Annotated in this window: 18 protein-coding genes, 3 pseudogenes and 1 riboswitch; of the genes and pseudogenes, 16 read left to right on the forward strand and 5 right to left on the reverse strand. The window is 73.9% G+C overall.

What is annotated here, in order from left to right; genetic code table 11:
* Positions 1–2: 2 nt before the first annotated feature.
* The 9 genes and pseudogenes from GA0070622_RS09485 to GA0070622_RS09515 all read left to right on the forward strand — a co-directional run bounded on the left by GA0070622_RS09485 (position 3) and on the right by GA0070622_RS09515 (position 8,103).
* On the forward strand, positions 3–1,379 hold the full coding sequence (locus tag GA0070622_RS09485) for a serine hydrolase domain-containing protein (protein WP_091572057.1): 1,377 nt from the start codon (positions 3–5) through the stop codon (positions 1,377–1,379).
* A 133-nt stretch (positions 1,380–1,512) separates the two neighbouring features.
* Positions 1,513–2,251, forward strand: a pseudogene (locus GA0070622_RS33015) (PhoH family protein); the annotation flags it as partial.
* A gap of 281 nt (positions 2,252–2,532) precedes the next feature.
* Positions 2,533–3,015: pseudogene (locus tag GA0070622_RS33020) on the forward strand (LAGLIDADG family homing endonuclease); the annotation flags it as partial.
* A gap of 261 nt (positions 3,016–3,276) precedes the next feature.
* Positions 3,277–3,642, forward strand: a pseudogene (locus GA0070622_RS33025) (PhoH family protein); the annotation flags it as partial.
* A gap of 19 nt (positions 3,643–3,661) precedes the next feature.
* Entirely contained in the window at positions 3,662–4,135 is a 474-nt protein-coding gene (ybeY, locus tag GA0070622_RS09495) for an rRNA maturation RNase YbeY (RefSeq protein WP_091572065.1), read from the forward strand.
* On the forward strand, positions 4,111–5,520 hold the full coding sequence (locus tag GA0070622_RS09500) for a hemolysin family protein (RefSeq protein ID WP_176558952.1): 1,410 nt from the start codon (positions 4,111–4,113) through the stop codon (positions 5,518–5,520). Before ybeY ends, GA0070622_RS09500 begins: the two co-directional genes overlap by 25 nt.
* A complete protein-coding gene (locus tag GA0070622_RS09505; RefSeq protein ID WP_091071324.1) occupies positions 5,513–5,899 on the forward strand; it encodes a cytidine deaminase in 387 nt (128 codons plus the stop codon). The genes GA0070622_RS09500 and GA0070622_RS09505 overlap by 8 nt, the downstream gene beginning before the upstream one ends.
* Positions 5,896–6,792, forward strand: coding sequence for a GTPase Era (gene era / locus GA0070622_RS09510; protein WP_091572072.1), 897 nt, complete (start codon positions 5,896–5,898; stop codon positions 6,790–6,792). The genes GA0070622_RS09505 and era overlap by 4 nt, the downstream gene beginning before the upstream one ends.
* 150 nt (positions 6,793–6,942) lie before the next feature.
* Entirely contained in the window at positions 6,943–8,103 is a 1,161-nt protein-coding gene (locus GA0070622_RS09515) for an acyltransferase family protein (RefSeq protein WP_245666159.1), read from the forward strand.
* On the opposite strand, the gene GA0070622_RS09520 is transcribed toward GA0070622_RS09515, so the two are convergent.
* On the reverse strand, positions 8,090–8,908 hold the full coding sequence (locus tag GA0070622_RS09520) for a DUF4097 family beta strand repeat-containing protein (protein WP_245666160.1): 819 nt from the start codon (positions 8,906–8,908) through the stop codon (positions 8,090–8,092). The genes GA0070622_RS09515 and GA0070622_RS09520 overlap by 14 nt on opposite strands.
* Before the next feature lie 102 nt (positions 8,909–9,010).
* Between GA0070622_RS09520 and recO the strand changes: the two genes are divergently transcribed.
* From recO to GA0070622_RS09540, 4 genes are all read left to right on the forward strand, one after another.
* Positions 9,011–9,886, forward strand: coding sequence for a DNA repair protein RecO (gene recO / locus GA0070622_RS09525; protein ID WP_091572079.1), 876 nt, complete (start codon positions 9,011–9,013; stop codon positions 9,884–9,886).
* A complete protein-coding gene (locus GA0070622_RS09530) occupies positions 9,883–10,695 on the forward strand; it encodes an isoprenyl transferase (RefSeq protein WP_091572084.1) in 813 nt (270 codons plus the stop codon). Before recO ends, GA0070622_RS09530 begins: the two co-directional genes overlap by 4 nt.
* Before the next feature lie 67 nt (positions 10,696–10,762).
* Positions 10,763–10,948, forward strand: coding sequence for a hypothetical protein (locus GA0070622_RS09535; protein WP_091572088.1), 186 nt, complete (start codon positions 10,763–10,765; stop codon positions 10,946–10,948).
* Positions 10,949–11,079: 131 nt separating this feature from the next.
* On the forward strand, positions 11,080–11,331 hold the full coding sequence (locus tag GA0070622_RS09540) for a thioredoxin reductase (RefSeq protein ID WP_091572091.1): 252 nt from the start codon (positions 11,080–11,082) through the stop codon (positions 11,329–11,331).
* A 3-nt stretch (positions 11,332–11,334) separates the two neighbouring features.
* Here the strand turns inward: GA0070622_RS09540 and gndA are convergent, their stop codons facing one another.
* On the reverse strand, positions 11,335–12,777 hold the full coding sequence (gene gndA / locus GA0070622_RS09545) for an NADP-dependent phosphogluconate dehydrogenase (RefSeq protein ID WP_091572094.1): 1,443 nt from the start codon (positions 12,775–12,777) through the stop codon (positions 11,335–11,337).
* A 346-nt stretch (positions 12,778–13,123) separates the two neighbouring features.
* Between gndA and GA0070622_RS09550 the strand changes: the two genes are divergently transcribed.
* Positions 13,124–13,357, forward strand: coding sequence for a hypothetical protein (locus tag GA0070622_RS09550; protein WP_091572098.1), 234 nt, complete (start codon positions 13,124–13,126; stop codon positions 13,355–13,357).
* 298 nt (positions 13,358–13,655) lie between these two features.
* On the opposite strand, the gene GA0070622_RS09555 is transcribed toward GA0070622_RS09550, so the two are convergent.
* The 3 genes from GA0070622_RS09555 to GA0070622_RS09565 form a co-directional block, all read right to left on the reverse strand.
* Complete coding sequence (locus GA0070622_RS09555) at positions 13,656–14,456, reverse strand: energy-coupling factor transporter transmembrane component T family protein (RefSeq protein ID WP_091572103.1); 801 nt, start codon at positions 14,454–14,456, stop codon at positions 13,656–13,658.
* The gene (locus GA0070622_RS09560; RefSeq protein WP_176710437.1) at positions 14,453–16,039 is read right to left on the reverse strand and encodes an ABC transporter ATP-binding protein; all 1,587 of its coding nucleotides are present in this window, start codon (positions 16,037–16,039) and stop codon (positions 14,453–14,455) included. The genes GA0070622_RS09555 and GA0070622_RS09560 overlap by 4 nt, the downstream gene beginning before the upstream one ends.
* Before the next feature lie 111 nt (positions 16,040–16,150).
* A complete protein-coding gene (locus GA0070622_RS09565) occupies positions 16,151–16,741 on the reverse strand; it encodes an ECF transporter S component (protein WP_091572107.1) in 591 nt (196 codons plus the stop codon).
* Positions 16,742–16,814: 73 nt separating this feature from the next.
* Positions 16,815–16,921, reverse strand: a riboswitch (TPP riboswitch).
* Positions 16,922–16,998: 77 nt separating this feature from the next.
* Here GA0070622_RS09565 and GA0070622_RS09570 point away from each other — a divergent pair.
* Complete coding sequence (locus GA0070622_RS09570) at positions 16,999–17,835, forward strand: alpha/beta fold hydrolase (protein WP_091577086.1); 837 nt, start codon at positions 16,999–17,001, stop codon at positions 17,833–17,835.
* The gene (locus GA0070622_RS09575) at positions 17,832–18,581 is read left to right on the forward strand and encodes a sugar isomerase domain-containing protein (protein WP_091572110.1); all 750 of its coding nucleotides are present in this window, start codon (positions 17,832–17,834) and stop codon (positions 18,579–18,581) included. Before GA0070622_RS09570 ends, GA0070622_RS09575 begins: the two co-directional genes overlap by 4 nt.
* The last annotated feature ends 56 nt before the right edge of the window (positions 18,582–18,637 follow it).

An 18,637-nucleotide genomic window follows, 5' to 3' on the forward strand; every position in this document is an offset into this window, starting at 1 on the left:
CCATGACCGGGATCTCCGACCGGCTCGACCGGATGGTGCGGCAGGCGCAGGCGAAGGGCCGGATCCCGGCGGTCTCGGCGGCCCTGCACCGGGCCGACCGGCCGCTCTGGACCTGCGCGGTGGGTGGCACCGGCAACGACACCCCGCTCGACGCCGAGACGGTCTTCCGGATCGGCTCGGTCACCAAGACCTTCACCGCGACGCTGGTCCTGCAGTGCCGCGACGACGGGCTGCTCGACCTGGACGACCCGATCGGGCGGCACCTCGACCTCGCCGCGCACAGCGAGCTGACCGTGCGCCGGCTGCTGTCGCACACCGCCGGCCTGCAACGCGAGCCGCACGGCGACGTGTGGGACAGCCTGCGCGCGCCCGCCGTCGACGAGCTGCTGGCGGACCTGGCCCGGGTCGAGCGGGTGCTGCCCACCGGCCGGCGGTTCCACTACTCCAACCTCGGCATGGCGTTGCTCGGCGAGCTGGTCGCCCGGCGGCGGGGTGGCTCCTGGACCGAGGTGCTCGCCGAGCGGGTGCTCGACCCGCTCGGGTTGACCGCCACCGGCGTCCGGCCGGGGGAGCGGGCGGCGACCGGTTTCCTGGTCGACGAATACTCCGACGAGGCGCACCCGGAACCGCCCACCGACTTCGGCGCGGTGGCGCCGGCCGCCCAGTTGTGGAGCACCGCGCCGGACATGGCGCGCTGGGCGGCGTTCCTGGCCGACCCGCGGGCGCTGGACCCGGCCGGCGCGGTCCTCGCCCCGGCCACGGTCGAGGAGATGCGCTGGCCGCTGACCACGACCGACGAGTCGCTCTGGGCGGCCGGGTTCGGGCTGGGGCTGATCCTGGTGCCGCAGCCGGCCCGGGTGACCCACGTGGGGCACGACGGCGCGATGCCCGGCTTCCTGGCCGCCGTCTACGGCCGGCGCGGCGGGGACGGCACCCCGGGCGCGATGGGCGCCGCGGTGCTCGGCTCGTCCGGCGCCGGGGTGGAGGTGTTCGACCTGGTGCACGACCTGCTCGCCGCCGCCGCCGAGCACGACCCGGCGGAGATCGAGCCGTGGCGCCCCGGTCCACCCGCGCCCGACCACCTGCGCGGGATGCTGGGCCGCTGGTGGGGCGAGGGCTTCGAGTACGTCTTCTCCTGGCACGACGGCGCGCTGCGGGCCCGCGGCGCGGGCGACCCGGCCGGTAAGCCCCCGGCGGTGTTCGCGCCGCTGCCGGACCGGCCGGACGTGTTCCGCACGGTCTCCGGCCGGGAGGTGGGCGAGCTGCTCCGGCTGACCCGGGACGAGAAGGGAGTGGTGGTCCGGATGCACTGGGCGACCTACCGGTTCACCCGCCGCCAGGAGACCTTCGACGGCTACGACTTCCGGGTCGGCGGCTGAGCGCCGGAGCACCGGAAATGGACGCGGTGCGTACGGTGCCGACCCGATACGATGGGAGCAACCGTACGCCGCGCCAGCAGGGCCCGGCGCCGAGATCGGAGAGCAGGTGGCGCAGGGCCCGACGGCCCGACCTATGACCGGCACCCCACCTCCCGGCCCGCCCCGCGTGCAGACCAGGATCACGGTCCCCGACCAGAAGATCATGGTTAACCTGCTCGGCGCGGGTGACGAGATCCTGCGACTCGTCGAACGCTCGGTCAACAGCGACGTCCACGTGCGCGGCAACGAGATCACCATCACCGGCGCGCCCGCCGACAACGCCCTCGCCGAGCGCCTCTTCAGTGAGCTGCTCGAACTGATCGAGAAAGGCGAGACCCTGACCACAGACGCCGTCCGGCGTACCGTCGGCATGCTCGAGCAGGGCAGCGCCGAGCGGCCCGCCGAGGTCCTGACGCTCAACATCCTCTCCCGGCGCGGCCGCACCATCCGTCCCAAGACGCTCGGGCAGAAGAAGTACGTCGACGCGATCGACGCGCACACCATCGTCTTCGGCATCGGCCCGGCCGGCACGGGCAAGACCTACCTGGCCATGGCGAAGGCCGTCCAGGCGCTCCAGGCCAAGCAGGTCAACCGGATCATCCTGACCCGGCCGGCCGTCGAGGCGGGCGAGCGGCTGGGCTTCCTGCCCGGCACCCTGAACGAGAAGATCGACCCCTACCTGCGCCCGCTCTACGACGCGCTGCACGACATGCTCGACCCGGAGTCCATCCCGAAGCTGATGGCCGCCGGCACGATCGAGGTCGCCCCGCTGGCATACATGCGCGGGCGGGCGCAGCCCTACGACGCGCGGGTGCTGACCCCGGAGGGGTTCCGGCCGTTCGGGTCGCTCCAGGTCGGTGACCTGGTCATCGGTTCCGACGGCACACCCACCCCGGTGATCGGCATCTATCCGCAGGGCCCGAAGCAGGTCTACCGGGTCACCACGCAGGACGGGGCGTCCACGCTCTGCTGCGGGGAGCACCTGTGGACCGTCGCCACGCCGGACGACAAGCGTCGCGGGCGCCGGCGGACGATCGAGACCCAGGAGATGATCGGCAAGGAGTGGCGGGGCCACACCCGCCGCTACGAGCTGCCGCTCGTCGCGCCGGTGCAGATGGAGCCGCGGGCCGTCCCGCTCGACCCGTACGCGCTCGGGCTGCTGCTGGGTGACGGCGCCTTCTCGTCGCGAGCGACGCCGGCCTTCTGCACCGCCGACCCGGAGTTGGCGGCCGCGTTGGAGGAGTCGCTGGTCGACATCCAGCTGGTCCGCAAGAACGACTACGACTACGTCCTTCGGCACGTCAACGGGCACCGTGGCGGCGTGATCGTCGTCAACCCGGTGACGGCGGCGCTCCGTGAGCTGGGCCTGGCGGGAGCGAAGTCGGGCGCGAAGTTCGTCCCCGAGGTGTACCTGAACAACAGCGTCGGCGTCCGGCTGGCGGTCCTGCAGGGGCTGCTGGACACCGACGGCGGTCCGGTCGTCCAGGCCGGGCGTGCCTGTCGGGTGCAGTACACGACCACCTCCGCGCGGTTGGCGGACGACGTCGTGCACCTGGTCGAGTCGCTCGGCGGGGTGGCGACGGCCCGGGTCCGTGAGGCCGAGGGTCGCAAGCCGGGTCTGGCGATGGGCCGGCCGGTGCCGTACCGTGCCGACGCCTACGTCGTGGAGATCAGGCTGCCGGCCGGTGTCGCACCGTTCCGGCTGTCGCGCAAGCGCCGGACCTACGACGAGCGCGGCGGTGGCCGGCCGATGCGGTTCATCGACTCGATCATCCCGGCCGGGGTGCAGGAGACGATGTGCATCCAGGTCGCGGCGGCGGACTCGCTCTACGTCACCGACGACTTCCTGGTCACCCACAACACCCTGAACGACGCGTTCATCATCCTGGACGAGGCGCAGAACACCACGCCCGAGCAGATGAAGATGTTCCTCACCCGGCTCGGCTTCGGTTCCAAGATCGTGGTCACCGGTGACGTCACCCAGGTGGACCTTCCGGGCGGGACGACCAGCGGCCTGCGCGTGGTCCGGGAGATCCTGAACAACGTCGAGGACGTGCACTTCGCCCAGCTCTCCAGCTCCGACGTGGTCCGCCACAAGCTGGTCGGCGACATCGTCGACGCGTACGCCCGCTGGGACGCCGAGCGGGAGAACCAGCAGGCGCAGAGCGTGCACGCCGTGCCGGGGCGGACCGCCCAGGGCGGCCGGGCCGGCCGGCGCCGCTAACCACCAGAGGAAGACAGAGTTGTCCATCGAGATCGCCAACGAGTCCGGTGTCGAGGTCGACACCGACGCCGTGCTCGCCGTGGCCCGGCACGCCCTCGACGAGATGGGGGTCAACCCCCTTGCCGAGCTGTCCGTGCTGCTGGTCGACATCGAATACATGTCGGAGCTGAACCACCGCTGGATGGGTGGCGACGGTCCGACCGACGTGCTCGCGTTCCCCATGGACGAGGGCAGCGTCGACCACGGGCCGGGGGAGAGCGCCCCGGCCGGCGGCGAGCCGGCCCTGCTCGGCGACATCGTGCTCTGCCCGGAGGTGGCGGCCAAGCAGGCGGCCGCCGCCGGGCACTCCGCCGCCGACGAGCTGCACCTGCTCACCGTGCACGGCGTGCTGCACCTGCTCGGCTACGACCACGCCGAGCCCGAGGAGGAGCGGGAGATGTTCGGTCTCCAGGCCCGGCTGCTGGCCAGCTGGCGGTCGACCCGGTCGCGGTGATGGTCACCCTGGCGGCGGTCGGCGCTCCGGCCGACCTGCCCGATCTTCAACTCCTGGTCTTCGCGGCCGGGCTGGTGGTGCTCGCCGGCCTGATCGCGATGACCGAGGCGGCGCTGGCCGCGGTCTCCCCGGCGCGCGCCGCCGAGTCGGCCCGGGACGGCGCGCGCGGCGCGCGCGCCCTCCAGGCGGTCGCCGGTGACGTGGTACGTCACCTCAACCTCCTGCTCCTGCTGCGCCTGCTGGCCGAACTGACCGCGACCACGCTGGTCGCGCTGGTGGCGGTGGACACGTTCGGCGCCGGCTGGCGGGCCGCGCTGGTGACCGCCGGCGCGATGACCGTGGTGAGCTTCGTGGTGGTGGGGGTGGCGCCGCGCACGCTGGGCCGGCAGCACGCGTACGCGGTGGGCCGGGCGGTGGCGCCGCTGGTGCGCTGGCTGGGCCGGGCGTTGAACCCGCTGGCCTCGCTGCTGATCCTGATCGGCAACGCGGTCACCCCGGGCAAGGGCTTCCGGGAGGGGCCGTTCGCCACCCAGGTGGAGTTGCGTGAGCTGGTCGACCTGGCCGAGCAGCGCGGCGTGGTGGAGCACGGCGAACGCCAGATGATCCATTCGGTGTTCGCGCTCGGCGACACCATCGCCCGGGAGGTCATGGTCCCGCGCACCGAGATGGTGTGGATAGAGGAGAGCAAGACGCTGGCGCAGGCGCTGGCGCTCTTCCTGCGCTCCGGTTTCTCCCGCATCCCGGTGATCGGGGAGAACGTCGACGACGTGCTCGGCGTGCTCTACCTGAAGGACCTGATCCGGCGTATCCAGGGCGACCGGGGCGCGCGGGAGATGCCGGTGGCCGAGCTGATGCGCCCGGCGACGTTCGTGCCGGAGTCCAAGCCGGTGGACGACCTGCTCTCCGAGATGCAGGCGGCCCGCAACCACCTGGTGATCGTCGTCGACGAGTACGGCGGCACCGGCGGGCTGGTCACCATCGAGGACATCCTGGAGGAGATCGTCGGCGAGATCACCGACGAGTACGATGTCGAGCGCCCGCCGGTCGAGCACCTGGCGGACGGGGCCGTGCGGGTGACCGCCCGGCTGCCGGTGGAGAATCTGGGCGAGCTGTTCGACACCGAGCTGCCCACCGACGAGGTGGAGACGGTCGGTGGCCTGCTCGCCCAGGCGCTCGGTCGGGTGCCCATCCCGGGCGCCGAGGCCGAGGTGTCCGGCCTGCGGCTGATCGCCGAGGGCACCACCGGCCGGCGCAACCGGATAGACACCGTGCTGGTGAGCCGGGCCGAGCCGGGCGCCGCGTCGGAGGGCGCGGGGCGCGGCGAGCAGTCCGAGTCCCGTGGCAACAACAACCGTTCCGAGGAGAGGCAACCCGCCGATGCCTGAGTCAGCCGCCGTGCCGGCCGCACTGCCCACCCCCGCCGATCCGGCCGAGCTGAGCGCCGAGGACGGCAAGCTCGTTGTCCTGGCCCGGGGCGCGCGGGGCCGGGTGGGGGCCGTGGAGGGCGCGGCGGTCCGCGACCAGGACGGCCGGACGTACGCGGCGGCCAGCGTGGCGCTGCCGTCGCTGACCCTGACCGCGCTCCAGTTGGCGGTGGCGTCGGCGGTGGCGGCCGGCGCGAGCCGGCTGGAGGCGGCGGTGGTGGTGACCGAGGCGTCGACGCTGGACGGGGCCGGGCACGCCGCGGTGCGTGACCTCTCCGCCGACGCGCCGATCCACGTGGCGGCGCCGGACGGTGCGGTCCTCGGCACGGTGGTCGAGTGACCACGTCCCAGGAGCGTCCCTACCGGGCCGGTTTCGCCTGTTTCGTCGGTCGGCCGAACGCCGGCAAGTCGACGTTGACCAACGCGATCATCGGCACCAAGATCGCGATCACCTCGAACAAGCCGCAGACCACCCGGCACATCATCCGGGCCGTGCTGCACCGGCCGGAGTCCCAGCTCGTGCTGGTCGACACGCCCGGCCTGCACCGTCCCCGCACGCTGCTCGGCGAGCGCCTCAACGACCTGGTCCGGGAGACCTGGAGCGAGGTCGACGTGATCGGGCTCTGCGTCCCGGCGAACGAGCCGGTCGGTCGGGGTGACCGGTTCATCACCGGCGAGCTGGCCAGCCTGAAGGCCACGGTGCTGGCCGTGGTGACCAAGACCGACCTGGTCGACAAGAAGCGGCTGGCGGAGCAGTTGCTGGCGGTCAGCGAGCTGGGCGAGTTCGCCGCCGTGGTGCCGGTGAGCGCGGTCTCCGGGCACCAGGTGGACACGCTGGTGGACGTGATGACCGGCTACCTGCCGGAGTCGCCGCAGCTCTACCCGGACGACATGCTCACCGACGACCCGGAGCAGGTGCTGGTCGCCGAGCTGGTCCGGGAGGCGGCGCTGGAGGGGGTCCGGGACGAGCTGCCGCACTCCATCGCCGTGGTGGTCGAGGAGATGATCGCCGAGGGCAACCTCACGAAGATCTACGCCGACCTCTACGTGGAGCGGTCGAGCCAGAAGGCCATCGTCATCGGGCACCGGGGCAGTCGACTCAAGCACGTCGGCACCACCGCCCGACGGCAGATCGAGGAGCTGCTCGGCACCCGGGTCTACCTGGACCTGCACGTCCGGGTGGCGAAGGACTGGCAGCGCGACCCGAAGCAGTTGCGCAAGCTCGGCTTCTGACCGGGGCCGGGGCGCGCCCCGGTCCCGGATGATCCGGATCAGTCAGTCCTATGGGACATCTCACGTTCCACGGACGTCCGTGGCTGTTTCGCGGCTCGCCGGAGCAGGGTAGGGAACCATGTCCCCGCCCCCGGACACGGCTGCGAGCTGATGCGAAACCGCTACCTCGACCTGCTCCGTTTCCTGGCCATCGTGCGTGTCGTCACCTACCACGTCACCGGCTACGCCACGCTCACGCTGGTGTTCCCGGCGATGGCGGTGATGTTCGCGCTGGCCGGGTCGCTGATGGCCGCCTCGCTGGACCGCACCGGGGTGCCCGCCGTCGGGCGCCGCCTGCGCCGTCTGCTGCCCTCGCTCTGGGTGCTCGCCGCGGTCTTCGTGCCGGCCATGCTGCTCACCGGGTTGCCGCTCACGCCGAAGGTGCTCCTCTGGCTCTTCCCGATCAGCGACCCGCCGGCCAACTACTGGGGCGGGCTGGCGCTGAGCCCGATCTGGTACCTGCGGGACTACCTGTGGTTCGTGCTCGCCTCGCCGCTGGTGCTGTGGCTGTTCCGCCGGGCGCCGCTGCCCACGCTGGCCGCCCCGTACGCGCTGCTGGCGGCGATCGAGTTCGGCGTGCTGGCGAACCCGCCGACCGTGCTGCGCGAGTTCGGCCTCTACTTCGGCGCGTGGCTGCTCGGCTTCGCCCACCACGACGGCCTGCTGCGGCGCATGCGCAACCGGGTGCTGCTGCCGGTCGCCGGGGGCCTCGGCGCCGCCGGCCTGGCCTGGATCGCCACCCACCCGGGCCCGCGCGGCTACGACATCAACGACATCCACCTCGGCAACGCGCTCTGGTCGGCCGCGTTCATCCTGGTGGCGATCGGCCGCGCGCCCACCGGCGCCGACTGGGTCGACCGGGTTCCGGCGCTCGGCCGCGCGGTGACGGTGGTCAACCGGCGGGCGCTGACCGTCTACCTCTGGCACATGCCGTTCGTGGTGGCGCTCACCCCGCTGGTCGGGCTGGTCGGCTGGTCGCCGCGTGACCCGGTCGGCCTGTGGCTGCGGGTGGGACTGGTGTTCGTGCTGGTCGGCGTGGTGACGCTGCTGGTCGGGTGGGTCGAGGACCTGGCCGCCCGGCGTACCCCGGAACTGGTTCCCGGCGGGACCCGGCGGACCGTGGCCGACCGGGCGGCGGCCGCCCCGGCCAGCCCGGCCAGCCCGGCCCCCGCGGGCGCGGCGGGCGGACTGGTCGGCGCCGGGGTCCGGGTGCCGACGCCCCGCGACGGCGAGCGCGTCGCGGAGGGCGCCCGCTGGCTCAGCGCGCGGTGACGGTGACGTTGCCGCTGGTGGCGGAGACGTCGAGCAGCACCGACGCGCCCGGATCGTTGGTCACGGTGACCTCCGTGTCACCGGACTTCGCGTCCGCCCGCACCCGGTAGCGGCCGTCCGGCACGACCAGGTCGACGTCCCCGCTGGTGGCGTGCAGCCGGGCCGGCGCGGGCTGGTCCAGCTCGACGGTGAGGTTGCCCGAGGTGGCCTCCGCGTCGATCGCGGAGGTCAGCCGGCGGGCCTCGATGTCGCCCGAGCGCGCCCGCAGCCGCACCGGGTGGGTCGCCTCCACCAGCCGGATGTTGCCTGAGCTGGTCGCGGCGCGGACCTCACCGGTCGCCCCGCTGACGGTCAGGTCCCCGGAGCTGAGCGTGAACTCGACCGCGCCGACCCCGCTGAGGTCGACGTTGCCGGAGCCGGTGCCGCCGCGCACCGCGACGCCGGGTGGCGCCGTCACCTCCCAGGAGATGCTGCACCGCTGGCCGCAGTCGGTGGGCAGCACCAGCTCGTCGCCCCTGATCTCGTACCGGCTGTTCGGCTCGCCGCCCTGGTAGCGGACCACCCGCTTGATCCGTACCTGGTCGGCCGGGCCGTTGGCGCGGACCATCACGTCCCCCGACCCGCCGTCGTCGACGGTGATCCGGGCGATCTTCGTCCGCTCGGTCTGGTCGTAGTCGAGCCGGCGGAACGACAGGGTGTCACACCCGGCGAGGACGATCAGCGTGGTGGCCGCGGTCGCGGCCACCACCCCACGCGGCGATCGGAGAGCGGTGCGCGGCCGGAACGCCGTTCGGAGCGAAGCCATGGCCAGCACACTAGGGCCGGCCGGGCGGCCGACACATCGGGGATCGCCCGCCGGCGCACCCCGAGCCGACCCTGAGATCGCACCCCGAGGGAGAATGGCCTGATGGCCGGATACCGCCGACAGCTCTACCGCGACGACGCGGTGGTGCTGCGCGTGCAGAAGCTGGGCGAGTCCGACCGGATCATCACGCTGTTCACCCGCCGGCACGGCCGGTTGCGCGCGGTGGCCCGCGGCGTCCGGCGCACCTCCAGCCGGTTCGGCGCCCGGCTGGAGCCGTTCGGGCACGTCGACCTCCAGCTCGCCGGTGACCCCAAGGGCAACCAGGGCAGCTCGCTGCACACCGTCAGCCAGGTCGAGGCGATCGAGCTGTACGGCAAGCGGTTCCTCGGCGACTACCCCCGCTACACGGCGGCCAGCGCGATCGCCGAGACCGCCGAGCGGCTGACCCCGGTCGAGCGGGAACCCTCGCTGCGGCTGTTCCAGCTCACCCTCGGCGCGATGAAGTCCCTCGCCCGCGGCGACCACGCCACCACGCTGGTGCTCGACGCCTACCTGCTGCGGGGCATGGCGTTCGCCGGCTGGGCGCCCGCGCTGAGCGCGTGCGCGGTCTGCGGCGAGCCGGGCCGGCACCGCGCGTTCTCGGTGCCGGCCGGCGGCGCGGTCTGCCCGGACTGCCGACCCCCCGGCGCCGCCCACCCCGCGCCGGCCACGCTGGCGCTGATGTCCGCGCTGACCACCGGCGACTGGGCGTACGCCGACGCCGCCGACAACGGCGTCCGCCGGGAGTGCAGCGGGCTGGTCGCGGCGCACCTCCAGTGGCATCTGGAACGCGCGCTACGCTCGCTGCCGCTGGTCGACCGGGGTGGCCCGGCGACCGGCGCGGTCCCGCAGGCGGACGGGGCGGGACCGGGTGTGGTCCCGCCGCGCGCCGGCTCCGGGCCCGCAGCCGCCGGTGTGAACAGGGAGATGACCGAGTGATCCGATCGACGAGGGCGCGCCGCCGCGAGCCGGTGCCGCCGACCCCGCACCCGTCCGGCGCGCGCCCGCCGGCGTTGCCCGCGGGCGCGCTGCCCCGGCACATCGCCATCGTGATGGACGGCAACGGCCGCTGGGCCAAGGAGCGCGGGCTGCCCCGCACCAAGGGGCACGAGCAGGGCGAGCACAGCCTCTTCGACACCATCGAGGGCGCGATCGAGCTGGGCATCCCCTACCTGTCGGCGTACGCGTTCTCGACCGAGAACTGGCGGCGCTCGCCGGACGAGGTCCGCTTCCTGATGGGCTTCAACCGCGACGTCATCCGCCGCCGCCGCGACCAGCTCGTCGACCTGGGCGTGCGGGTGGTCTGGTCGGGGCGGGCCGGGCGGCTCTGGAAGAGCGTGATCTCCGAGCTGCAGACCGCCGAGGAGATGTCCCGCGACAACTCGACGCTGACGCTGCAGTTCTGCGTCAACTACGGCGGCCAGGCGGAGATCGCCGACGCCGCCGCCGCGATCGCCCGTGACGTGGCCGCCGGCAAGCTGCACCCGGACAAGGTCACCGAGAAGACGGTGGCCCGCTACCTCTACCACCCCGAGGTGCCCGAGGTCGACCTGTTCCTGCGTCCCTCCGGCGAGCAGCGCATCTCCAACTTCCTGCTCTGGCAGACCGCCTACGCCGAACTGGTCTACCTGGACACGCTCTGGCCCGACTTCGACCGCCGTCACCTCTGGTACGCCTGCGAGCTGTACGCCCAGCGGGACCGCCGCTTCGGCGGGGCGCTGCCCAACCCGGTGGCCCCGGGAGTCTGAGGTCACGCTTAGCGACGCGCCGCGCTGGGTACGGGTATCCACAGCAGCCAACGCGGAGGTGAACCACATGATTCAGAAGCGGATCGCGCAGTGGGCGGTCATGGCGGTCGCCGTGCCGCTGGCGGCAGCCGGCGCGCGCCGGCTCAGCCACTCCCTGGAGGCCCGTCGTGGCCCGAGCGGGGTGAGCCGCCTGCTGACCAAGGGCGCCGACATGATCCGGCCGCAGAAGGCCAAGCGGCGCCGGTTCTTCTGACCCCGACGGCCGGCCCCGTGCCGGCCGTCCCGCGGACGCCCCGCATCCGGCTTTCCGGCCGGATCGCGGGGCGTTCCGCTTACGATCGGCGCAGGGCGCGCCGCCGGGACGCGCCGCCACGGGGGTGGATGATGCGCGATCTCCGGTACGAGATGACGGCCGCCCTGGCCGGCGCCGACCTGGTGGAGCCGAGCCGCCGCGAGGCGGTCGCCGAGCTGTGCGCCGGGGTGGCCGAGCGCTGGTGCGCCGACGTCGGGCACACCCCGGCGGTCCGCTCCGGCGAGATCGGTGAGCTGGCCGCCGGTGAGCCGGCCGCCGACTGGGCCCCCGAATCCGGGTCGGCTCCGGCCCACCGCCGTCCGTCGCCCGAGCGGGCGTGGTGAGGCTCAGGCCTCCACTTCGGATCGGTCGCCCGCCCAGCGGGTGTGGAACGAGCCGTCCCGGTCCACCCGGTGGTAGGTGTGCGCGCCGAAGTTGTCCCGCAGCCCCTGGATCAGGGCGGCCGGCAGCCGCTCGGCGCGCAGCGCGTCGAAGTAGGCCAGCGACGACGCGAAGGCCGGGGCCGGCACACCCGCGCGGGCCGCGTCGGCCACCACCCGCCGCCAGGCCGGGACCCCGGCGCTGACCCGGTCGGCGAACCAGGGGGCGACCAGCAGCGTCGACAGGTCCGGCTCGGCGTCGTACGCCTCCCGGATCCGGTCCAGGAAGCGGGCCCGGATGATGCAGCCGCCGCGCCAGATGGTGGCCGTGCCACCCAGGTCGATGTCCCAGTCGTACTCCCGGCTGCCGGCCCGGATGTGGTCGAAGCCCTGGGCGTACGCGACGATCTTGCTGGCGAGCAGCGCCCGGCGGACGTCCTCGACGAACGCGTCCCGGTCGTCGACCTGCCACTTGTCGCCGGCGTCGGCGAACACCCGGCGGGCGGCCGCACGCTGGTCGGCGTGCCCGGACAGCGACCGGGCGAATGTGGCCTCGGCGATGCCGGTGATCGGGATGCCGAGGTCCAGCGCGCTCTGCACGGTCCAGCGGCCGGTGCCCTTCTGCTCGGCCTGGTCGAGCACCACGTCCACGAACGCCCGGCCGGTGGCGGCGTCGGTGTGGCCGAGCACGTCGGCGGTGATCTCGATGAGGAAGGACTCCAGCTCGCCGCCGTTCCACTCCCGGAAGATCTCCGCGATCTCCGCCGGGCTCGCCGACAGGCCGGCCCGCAACAGGTCGTACGCCTCCGCGATGAGCTGCATGTCGGCGTACTCGATGCCGTTGTGCACCATCTTCACGAAGTGCCCGGCGCCGTCCGGGCCGATGTGCCGGCAGCAGGGCGTCCCCTCGGCCTGCGCGGCGATCTTCTCGAAGATCGGGCCCAGCTTGCGGTAGGACTCCGCCGAGCCGCCGGGCATGATGCTCGGGCCGCGCAGCGCGCCCTCCTCGCCGCCGGAGACGCCGGTGCCGACGAAGTGCAGCCCGTGCGCGCGCAGCGTCTCCTCCCGACGGCGGGTGTCGGCGAAGTGCGCGTTGCCGCAGTCGACGACGATGTCCCCCTCCTCCAGCAGCGGGACCAGCTCGTCGATCACGGCGTCGGTCGGCGCGCCGGCCTTCACCATCACGATCACCGCACGCGGCCGCTCCAGCGAGCCGACGAAGTCGGCCAGCGACTCGGACGGCACGAAGGTGCCCTCGTCGCCGTGCTCGGCGACCAGGCTGCGGGTGCGTTCCGGCGAGCGGTTGTGCACCGCCACGGCGAAACCGTTGCGGGCCAGGTTCCGGGCCAGGTTGCGACCCATCACCGCCAGACCGGTGACCCCGATCCGCGCCGTCGCCTGTTGTGCCATGCGTACCGCCACCTCTCGTCCTCGCTGCCGTGCTGCGACCGTATCGCGGTCGCCGGGGGAGTGGGCCGGGACGTCGACGCCGGGTGAGTGGCCGGTGGCGGTGCGTCCCGCGGTAATTCGGATGCGCGACCGGCTCGGGGCGGGATAGCCTTCCGGCATGCGTAACTGACGCCCTTCTTCCGAGCCCGGTCCACCGCCGCACGTGCCGTGGACCCGTCCTGCTCCGGGCGTCCGCATCCTCTCCCGCCGCCGTGGTTCGCGGTGTCTGTCGTGGTCGGATCGCACCCGGGGCGTACCCGCTCGGCGCGTCCGTGGTCGGCGCGCCCGCCAGACAGGAGGACCGCGGATGCCCGCGAAGCGCAGCCCGAAGAAGTCCCGCAAGCCGTCGCCGTCGCTGCGGGAGGTGACCCCGAGGGATCTCGACGCGCTCACCGTGGCGCCGTCGACGCCGGTGTCCCTGCCGACGGAGCAGGCCCCGGCGCCGCCCACGGCCGGCCCGCCCGCCGGTCGCCAGGGGCGGGTGACCGGGCGCAGCCAGCGCGCCGGCCAGACCCGCTTCTACGCCTTCCGCCGCAGCTGACCGCCCGAGCCCCGGACGCGCCCGCGCCCGGGGCTCCACCCTCCCCAACGGCGTCGATCATGAAGTTGGCGGCGACAAATCGGACGCCGAACGCCGCCAACTTCATGATCGCCCCATCAGGGGTGGGAGGCGGTGCCCCGCCTCGTCGGGGAGATCTTGGAAGCTGGCGGCCCCGCTGAGGGCCCTCTTCTTCCAAGATCTCCGTTGAGCGCTGTTGACCATGAAGTTGGCGGCGACAATCCGGGCACCGAGTGCCGCCAACTTCATGATCGACCACGTGGGGCTGCGCTGGGGTGGGTCAGCCGATGAGAGGGCGGAAGGTGCCGAGGAGGATGCTCGTGGTCAGGGCGGCGCCGGCCAGGAGCGCGGCGGTGACCACCAGCAGGGCGTCGGCCCGGGTGAAGTGCTGCCGCCGGGCCACCGTGCGCGGCGTCCCGGCGTCGAAGCCCCGTGCGTCCATCGCCACCGCCAGCCGGGTACCCCGCCGGATCGCGCCGACCAGCAGCGCGAACGCGGTCGACGCGAACAGCCGCAGCTTCGCCAGCGGGTTCCGGCCGGCGTCCACGCCCCGGGCCCGGCGGGCCATGCTGATCATCCGCCACTCCTGTTCCAGCAGCGGCACCATCCGGAACGCGGCCAGCGCGCCGATGGCGAACCGGGCCGGTGCCTTGGCGTTCTGGATCAGCGCGTCGGCCAGCTCGGTCGGATCGGTGGTGGCGAAGACGACGATCCCGGGCAGCGCCACCGCGAGCATGCGCAGCACCAGGCCGAGCGCCGTGACCAGCACACCCTGGGTGACCAGCACCGGGCCGGCGTCGACCAGCACCGGGCCGGACCGGTCGGCGGCGAAGAGCACCAGCGTGACCAGGATGCCCACGGCTCCGGCCAGCAGCGGCCAGGCCCGGCGGGCCAGCACCCGGTAACGGACGCCGAACAGCGGCAGCACCGCCAGCTCGATCGCGATGGCGATGGCCGGCGCGACTGGATCCAGCGTCGCCACCAGCACGAGCGTGAAGACCAGCGCGGCGGCTACCTTCGCCACCGGGTTGCGCCGCGCCAGCGGGGCGTCGGGCGCGGCGACCGGTTCGAGATCGATCACGGCGCGCCCGCCCCGCGCGTCGGAGGTGACGGCGGCCCGTCCGCGTCGGGACGGCCCGCCGACTCGCTGGCGCCCTGACCGTCCGAGGCCGGGCCGGCGGAACCGGGCGGGCCGGCGGAACCCGACGGGCCGGCGGGCCCGGCCGTGCGCGGCCCGTCGAGGTCCGCGGACGGGCGGTCCAGGGTGAGCGTCCGGTCGGCCAGCGCGGCGACGAAGTCCGCGTCGTGGGTCACCGCGACCACGCCGTGTCCCGCGTCGCGCAGCTCGGCGAGCAGGTCGACCAGCTCCAGCCAGGTCCGCCGGTCCTGGCCGAACGTGGGTTCGTCGCAGATCAGCAGGCGGGGCGCGGTGGCCAGGGCGGTCGCCACGCTCAGCCGCCGCGCCTCGCCGCCCGAGAGGGTGTACGGATTGGCGCCGGCCAACCGGTCCAGTCGCAGCCGGTGCAGCAGCGCGTCCACGGTGTCGGTGACGTCCGCCTCGGACCGGCCGGTACGGCGTGGGCCGAGCGCCAACTCGTCCCGCACCGTGCCGGTGACGAACTGGTGTTCCGGGTCCTGGAACACCGAACCGATCCGGCGCGCCAGCGCGGGTGCCCGCCAGCGGTGCGGGGGAGTGCGCGCGTCCCGGCCGGCCAGCTCGGCGGAGGCGGTGAGCGCACCGGTGCCGGGGCGCAGCAGGCCGCCGAGGAGCAGCGCCAGCGTGGACTTGCCGGCGCCGTTGGGGCCGAGGACGGCGAGTGCCTCGCCGGCGCGTACCCGAAGGTCCGTGGGGGTCAGCCGGGGCGGCAGGCCGAGCCGGTCGGCGGCGAGCAGGGTCTCCCCGGGCGGCGTGGTGGCGTGCCGCGGCGGGACGGTGTGTCCGGGCACCCAGACCCCGGCGGCGGCCAGCGCGTCGCCGTGCGCGGCGAAGACCGCCTCGGGCGGCCCGTCGGCCCGCACCCCGCCGCCGGGTTCCAGCACCACCACGCGGTCGACCAGCGGCAGCGCCTCGGCCACCCGGTGCTCGACCAGGATCAGCGTGGTGTCCGGGTCGAGCGCGTCGGCGACGGCCCGGCGAATCAGGGTGGCGCCGGTCGGGTCGAGGTTGGCGGTCGGCTCGTCCAGCAGCAGCAGGCCGGGGCGGAGCGCGAGCGTGCCGGCCAGGGCGAGGCGTTGCTGCTCGCCCCCGCTGAGGGCGGCGGTGGGACGGTTCCGGTCGTAGGGGAAGCCGACCCGGCGCAGCGCCTCGTCCACCCGGGGCCAGATCTCCTCGGCGGGTACGCCCCGGTTCTCCAACCCGAACGCGACGTCGTCGCCGGAGCGGGCCATCACCAGCTGGGTCTCCGGGTCCTGGAAGACCACGCCGACGCGTTCGCGCGCCTTGCGCGGGTCCAGCCCGTCGATCTCGACGGTGCCCTCCTGCTCGCCGGAGTCCTCCGGCAGCAGCCCGGCCAGCGCCGCCAGCAGCGTGCTCTTGCCGGCCCCCGAGGCGCCGAGCAGCAGGACCCGTTCCCCGCTCTCGACGCGCAGGTCGACGCCGCGCACCGCCCAGGCCCGGCGCCCCCCGTGCCGCCACCCGAACCCCCGGAGAACCACCCCGCTCACCGTCGCACACCCCCTTCCGTTCCGACCCCAGCCTGGTTGATCAAGGAGTTCGCGTCAGGGATATCGCCCGCCGCCGACGCGAACTCCTTGATCAACATGGCGGGAAACCGGTCAGACCAGGGCGCGGTCGCGGCCGGCGGGGAAGCGGTCCAGCACGCCGGTGTTCGCCAGGGCCCGGGTGAGCAGGTGCGCGCCGAGGCCGGCCACGACGGTGGCGCTGACGATCGTGATCAGGGCGTAGGGGATGCGGTAGGAGGTCAGCTCGTAGGCCTTGTTCCAGTAGACGAAGTCGAAGATCGCCGCGCCCAGGCCGGTCAGCGCGCCGGCCAGCACCGCCACCGGCAGCCGGAACGAGCGGTAGCGGAACGCGGCGAACGCCAGCTCGGCGCCGATGCCCTGCATCAGGCCCTGGAGGATCACGATGCTCGCCCACTGGCTGCCCAGCAGCGCGGAGACGATCGCGGCGACGGTCTCGCAGTAGAGCGCCGCGCCCGGCTTGCGGATGATCAGGCCGGCGAGCACCGCCGGGATCAGCCAGACGCCGTAGAGCAGCGCCTGCGCCGGCGGGAAGAACGCGAACGCCGCGTCGGTGGCGCTCCAGAGCAGGCCCCAGGCCCAGAAGACGACGCCGAAGGCGACGGCGATCACCGAAGCGACGACGATGTCGACCGTACGCCAGCGGTTGCTGTCGGTGTGGCTCATGACGGACTCCCAGTTCAGATGAGGAACCAGGAGAAGACGCACGCCGCGCCCGGAACGCCCGGACGGCGGCGCGGCTGGAGGTCGACCGAACTCCCTGCGCTGGCATTACCCAGATCAGGTTCGAGGGTCTGCGGGCCTCGGCCCGCACTCTCAGCGCTGTGCGCTCCCCTGTCGGATGTGAAGTTGTCTCGTCGCAGACGCTAGCACCGTCACCTGCCCCGGGCCCAGCAGGGCAACTGTCGGCTACGGTGGTGATCATGCGGGTCGAGGCGCGGGGACTGACGTTCGAGGTACGCACCGGCGGCCCCGAGGACGGCGACCCGGTCCTGCTGCTGCACGGCTTCCCGCAGCACTCCGGCGAGTGGGACGCGGTCACGCCCGCGCTGCACGCCGCCGGGCTGCGCACGTACGCGCTGGACCAGCGCGGCTACTCGCCCGGCGCGCGGCCGGCCGCCGTCGAGGCGTACCGGATCCCGGAGCTGGTGGCCGACGCGGCCGGCGTGCTGGACGCGCTCGGGGTGACCCGCGCGCACCTGGTCGGCCACGACTGGGGCGCGATCGTGGCCTGGGGGCTGGCGGCGGCGCACCCGCAGCGGGTGCGGACGCTGACCGCGGTCTCGGTGCCGCACCCGGCGGCGATGGGCCACGCGCTCGCCGCCGACCCCCGGCAGAAGGCGAAGTCCGCCTACATCGCGCTGTTCCGGATGCCGGGCAAGGCGGAGAAGGTGCTGCTGGCGCTGCGCGGCGCCGCGCTGCGGCGGCTGCTCGGCGGGGTGGGGGACGCCGACGCGGTGGCCCGCTACGCCGAGCCGATGCGCGAGCCGGAGGCGCTCACCGCGGCGCTCAACTGGTACCGGGCGATGAGCGGGACGGACATGAAGGCGGTCGGACCGGTGGGCGTGCCGACCACGTACGTCTGGAGCGACCGGGACGTGGCGATCGGCCGGACGGCCGCCGAGGCGTGCGCGGCGCACGTCACCGGGGACTACCGCTTCCTGGTGCTCGACGGCGTCAGCCACTGGATCCCCGACGAGGCGCCCGGCCCGCTGGCCGCCGCGATCCTCGCCCGGTGCACAGGAGCGGAGGAAGCATGACGGTGAGCGCCGAGGACTACCTGGCGGTGGTGACCGAGACGATGGGCCGGGTGGCCGCCGAGCAACGGCGGAACGTGGCCGCGGCGGCCGACCTGATCGCCACGGCGCTGCGGGCCGACGCGGTGGTGCACGCCTTCGGCACCGGACACTCCGAGGCGCTCGCCATGGAGATCGCCGGAAGGGCCGGCGGGCTGGTCCCCACCAACCGCATCGCACTGCGTGACCTGGTGCTGCGGGGCGGGGAGCCGGCCGACGTGCTCGGCCCGAAGCTGGAACGTGAGCCGGCCGTGGCGCACCGCCTCTACGAGCTGGCCCCGATCCGGCCGCAGGACGTGTTCGTGCTGGCCTCCAACTCGGGCGTGAACGGGGCGATGGTGGAGTTCGCCGCCATCGTGAAGGAGCGGGGGCACGGGCTGGTGGCGATCACGTCGGCCCAGCACTCGGCCCGGATGACGTCCCGGCACCCGTCCGGCCGCAAGCTCGCCGACTTCGCCGACGTGGTGCTGGACAACGGCGCCCCGTACGGCGACGCGACGCTGCCGCTGCCCGGCGGCGGCGCGGTCGGCGCGGTCTCCTCGATCACCGCGGCGCTGCTGGCCCAGCAGATCGTCGCCGAGGTGGTGGCCCGGCTGCTGGCTGCCGGCGAACGGCCACCCGTCTACCTTTCCGCCAACATCACCGGCGGCGACGAGCACAATGCGGAGTTGGAGGCACGGTACGAGGGCCGCATCCGCCGCGGAGCCTGAGGGCGTTTCGCGATCACTCGGACGGGGCACTGGCGGTCCTGCCGGCGGGCGTTCAC

This window comes from Micromonospora sediminicola (genome assembly GCF_900089585.1).
GTDB lineage: Bacteria > Actinomycetota > Actinomycetes > Mycobacteriales > Micromonosporaceae > Micromonospora > Micromonospora sediminicola.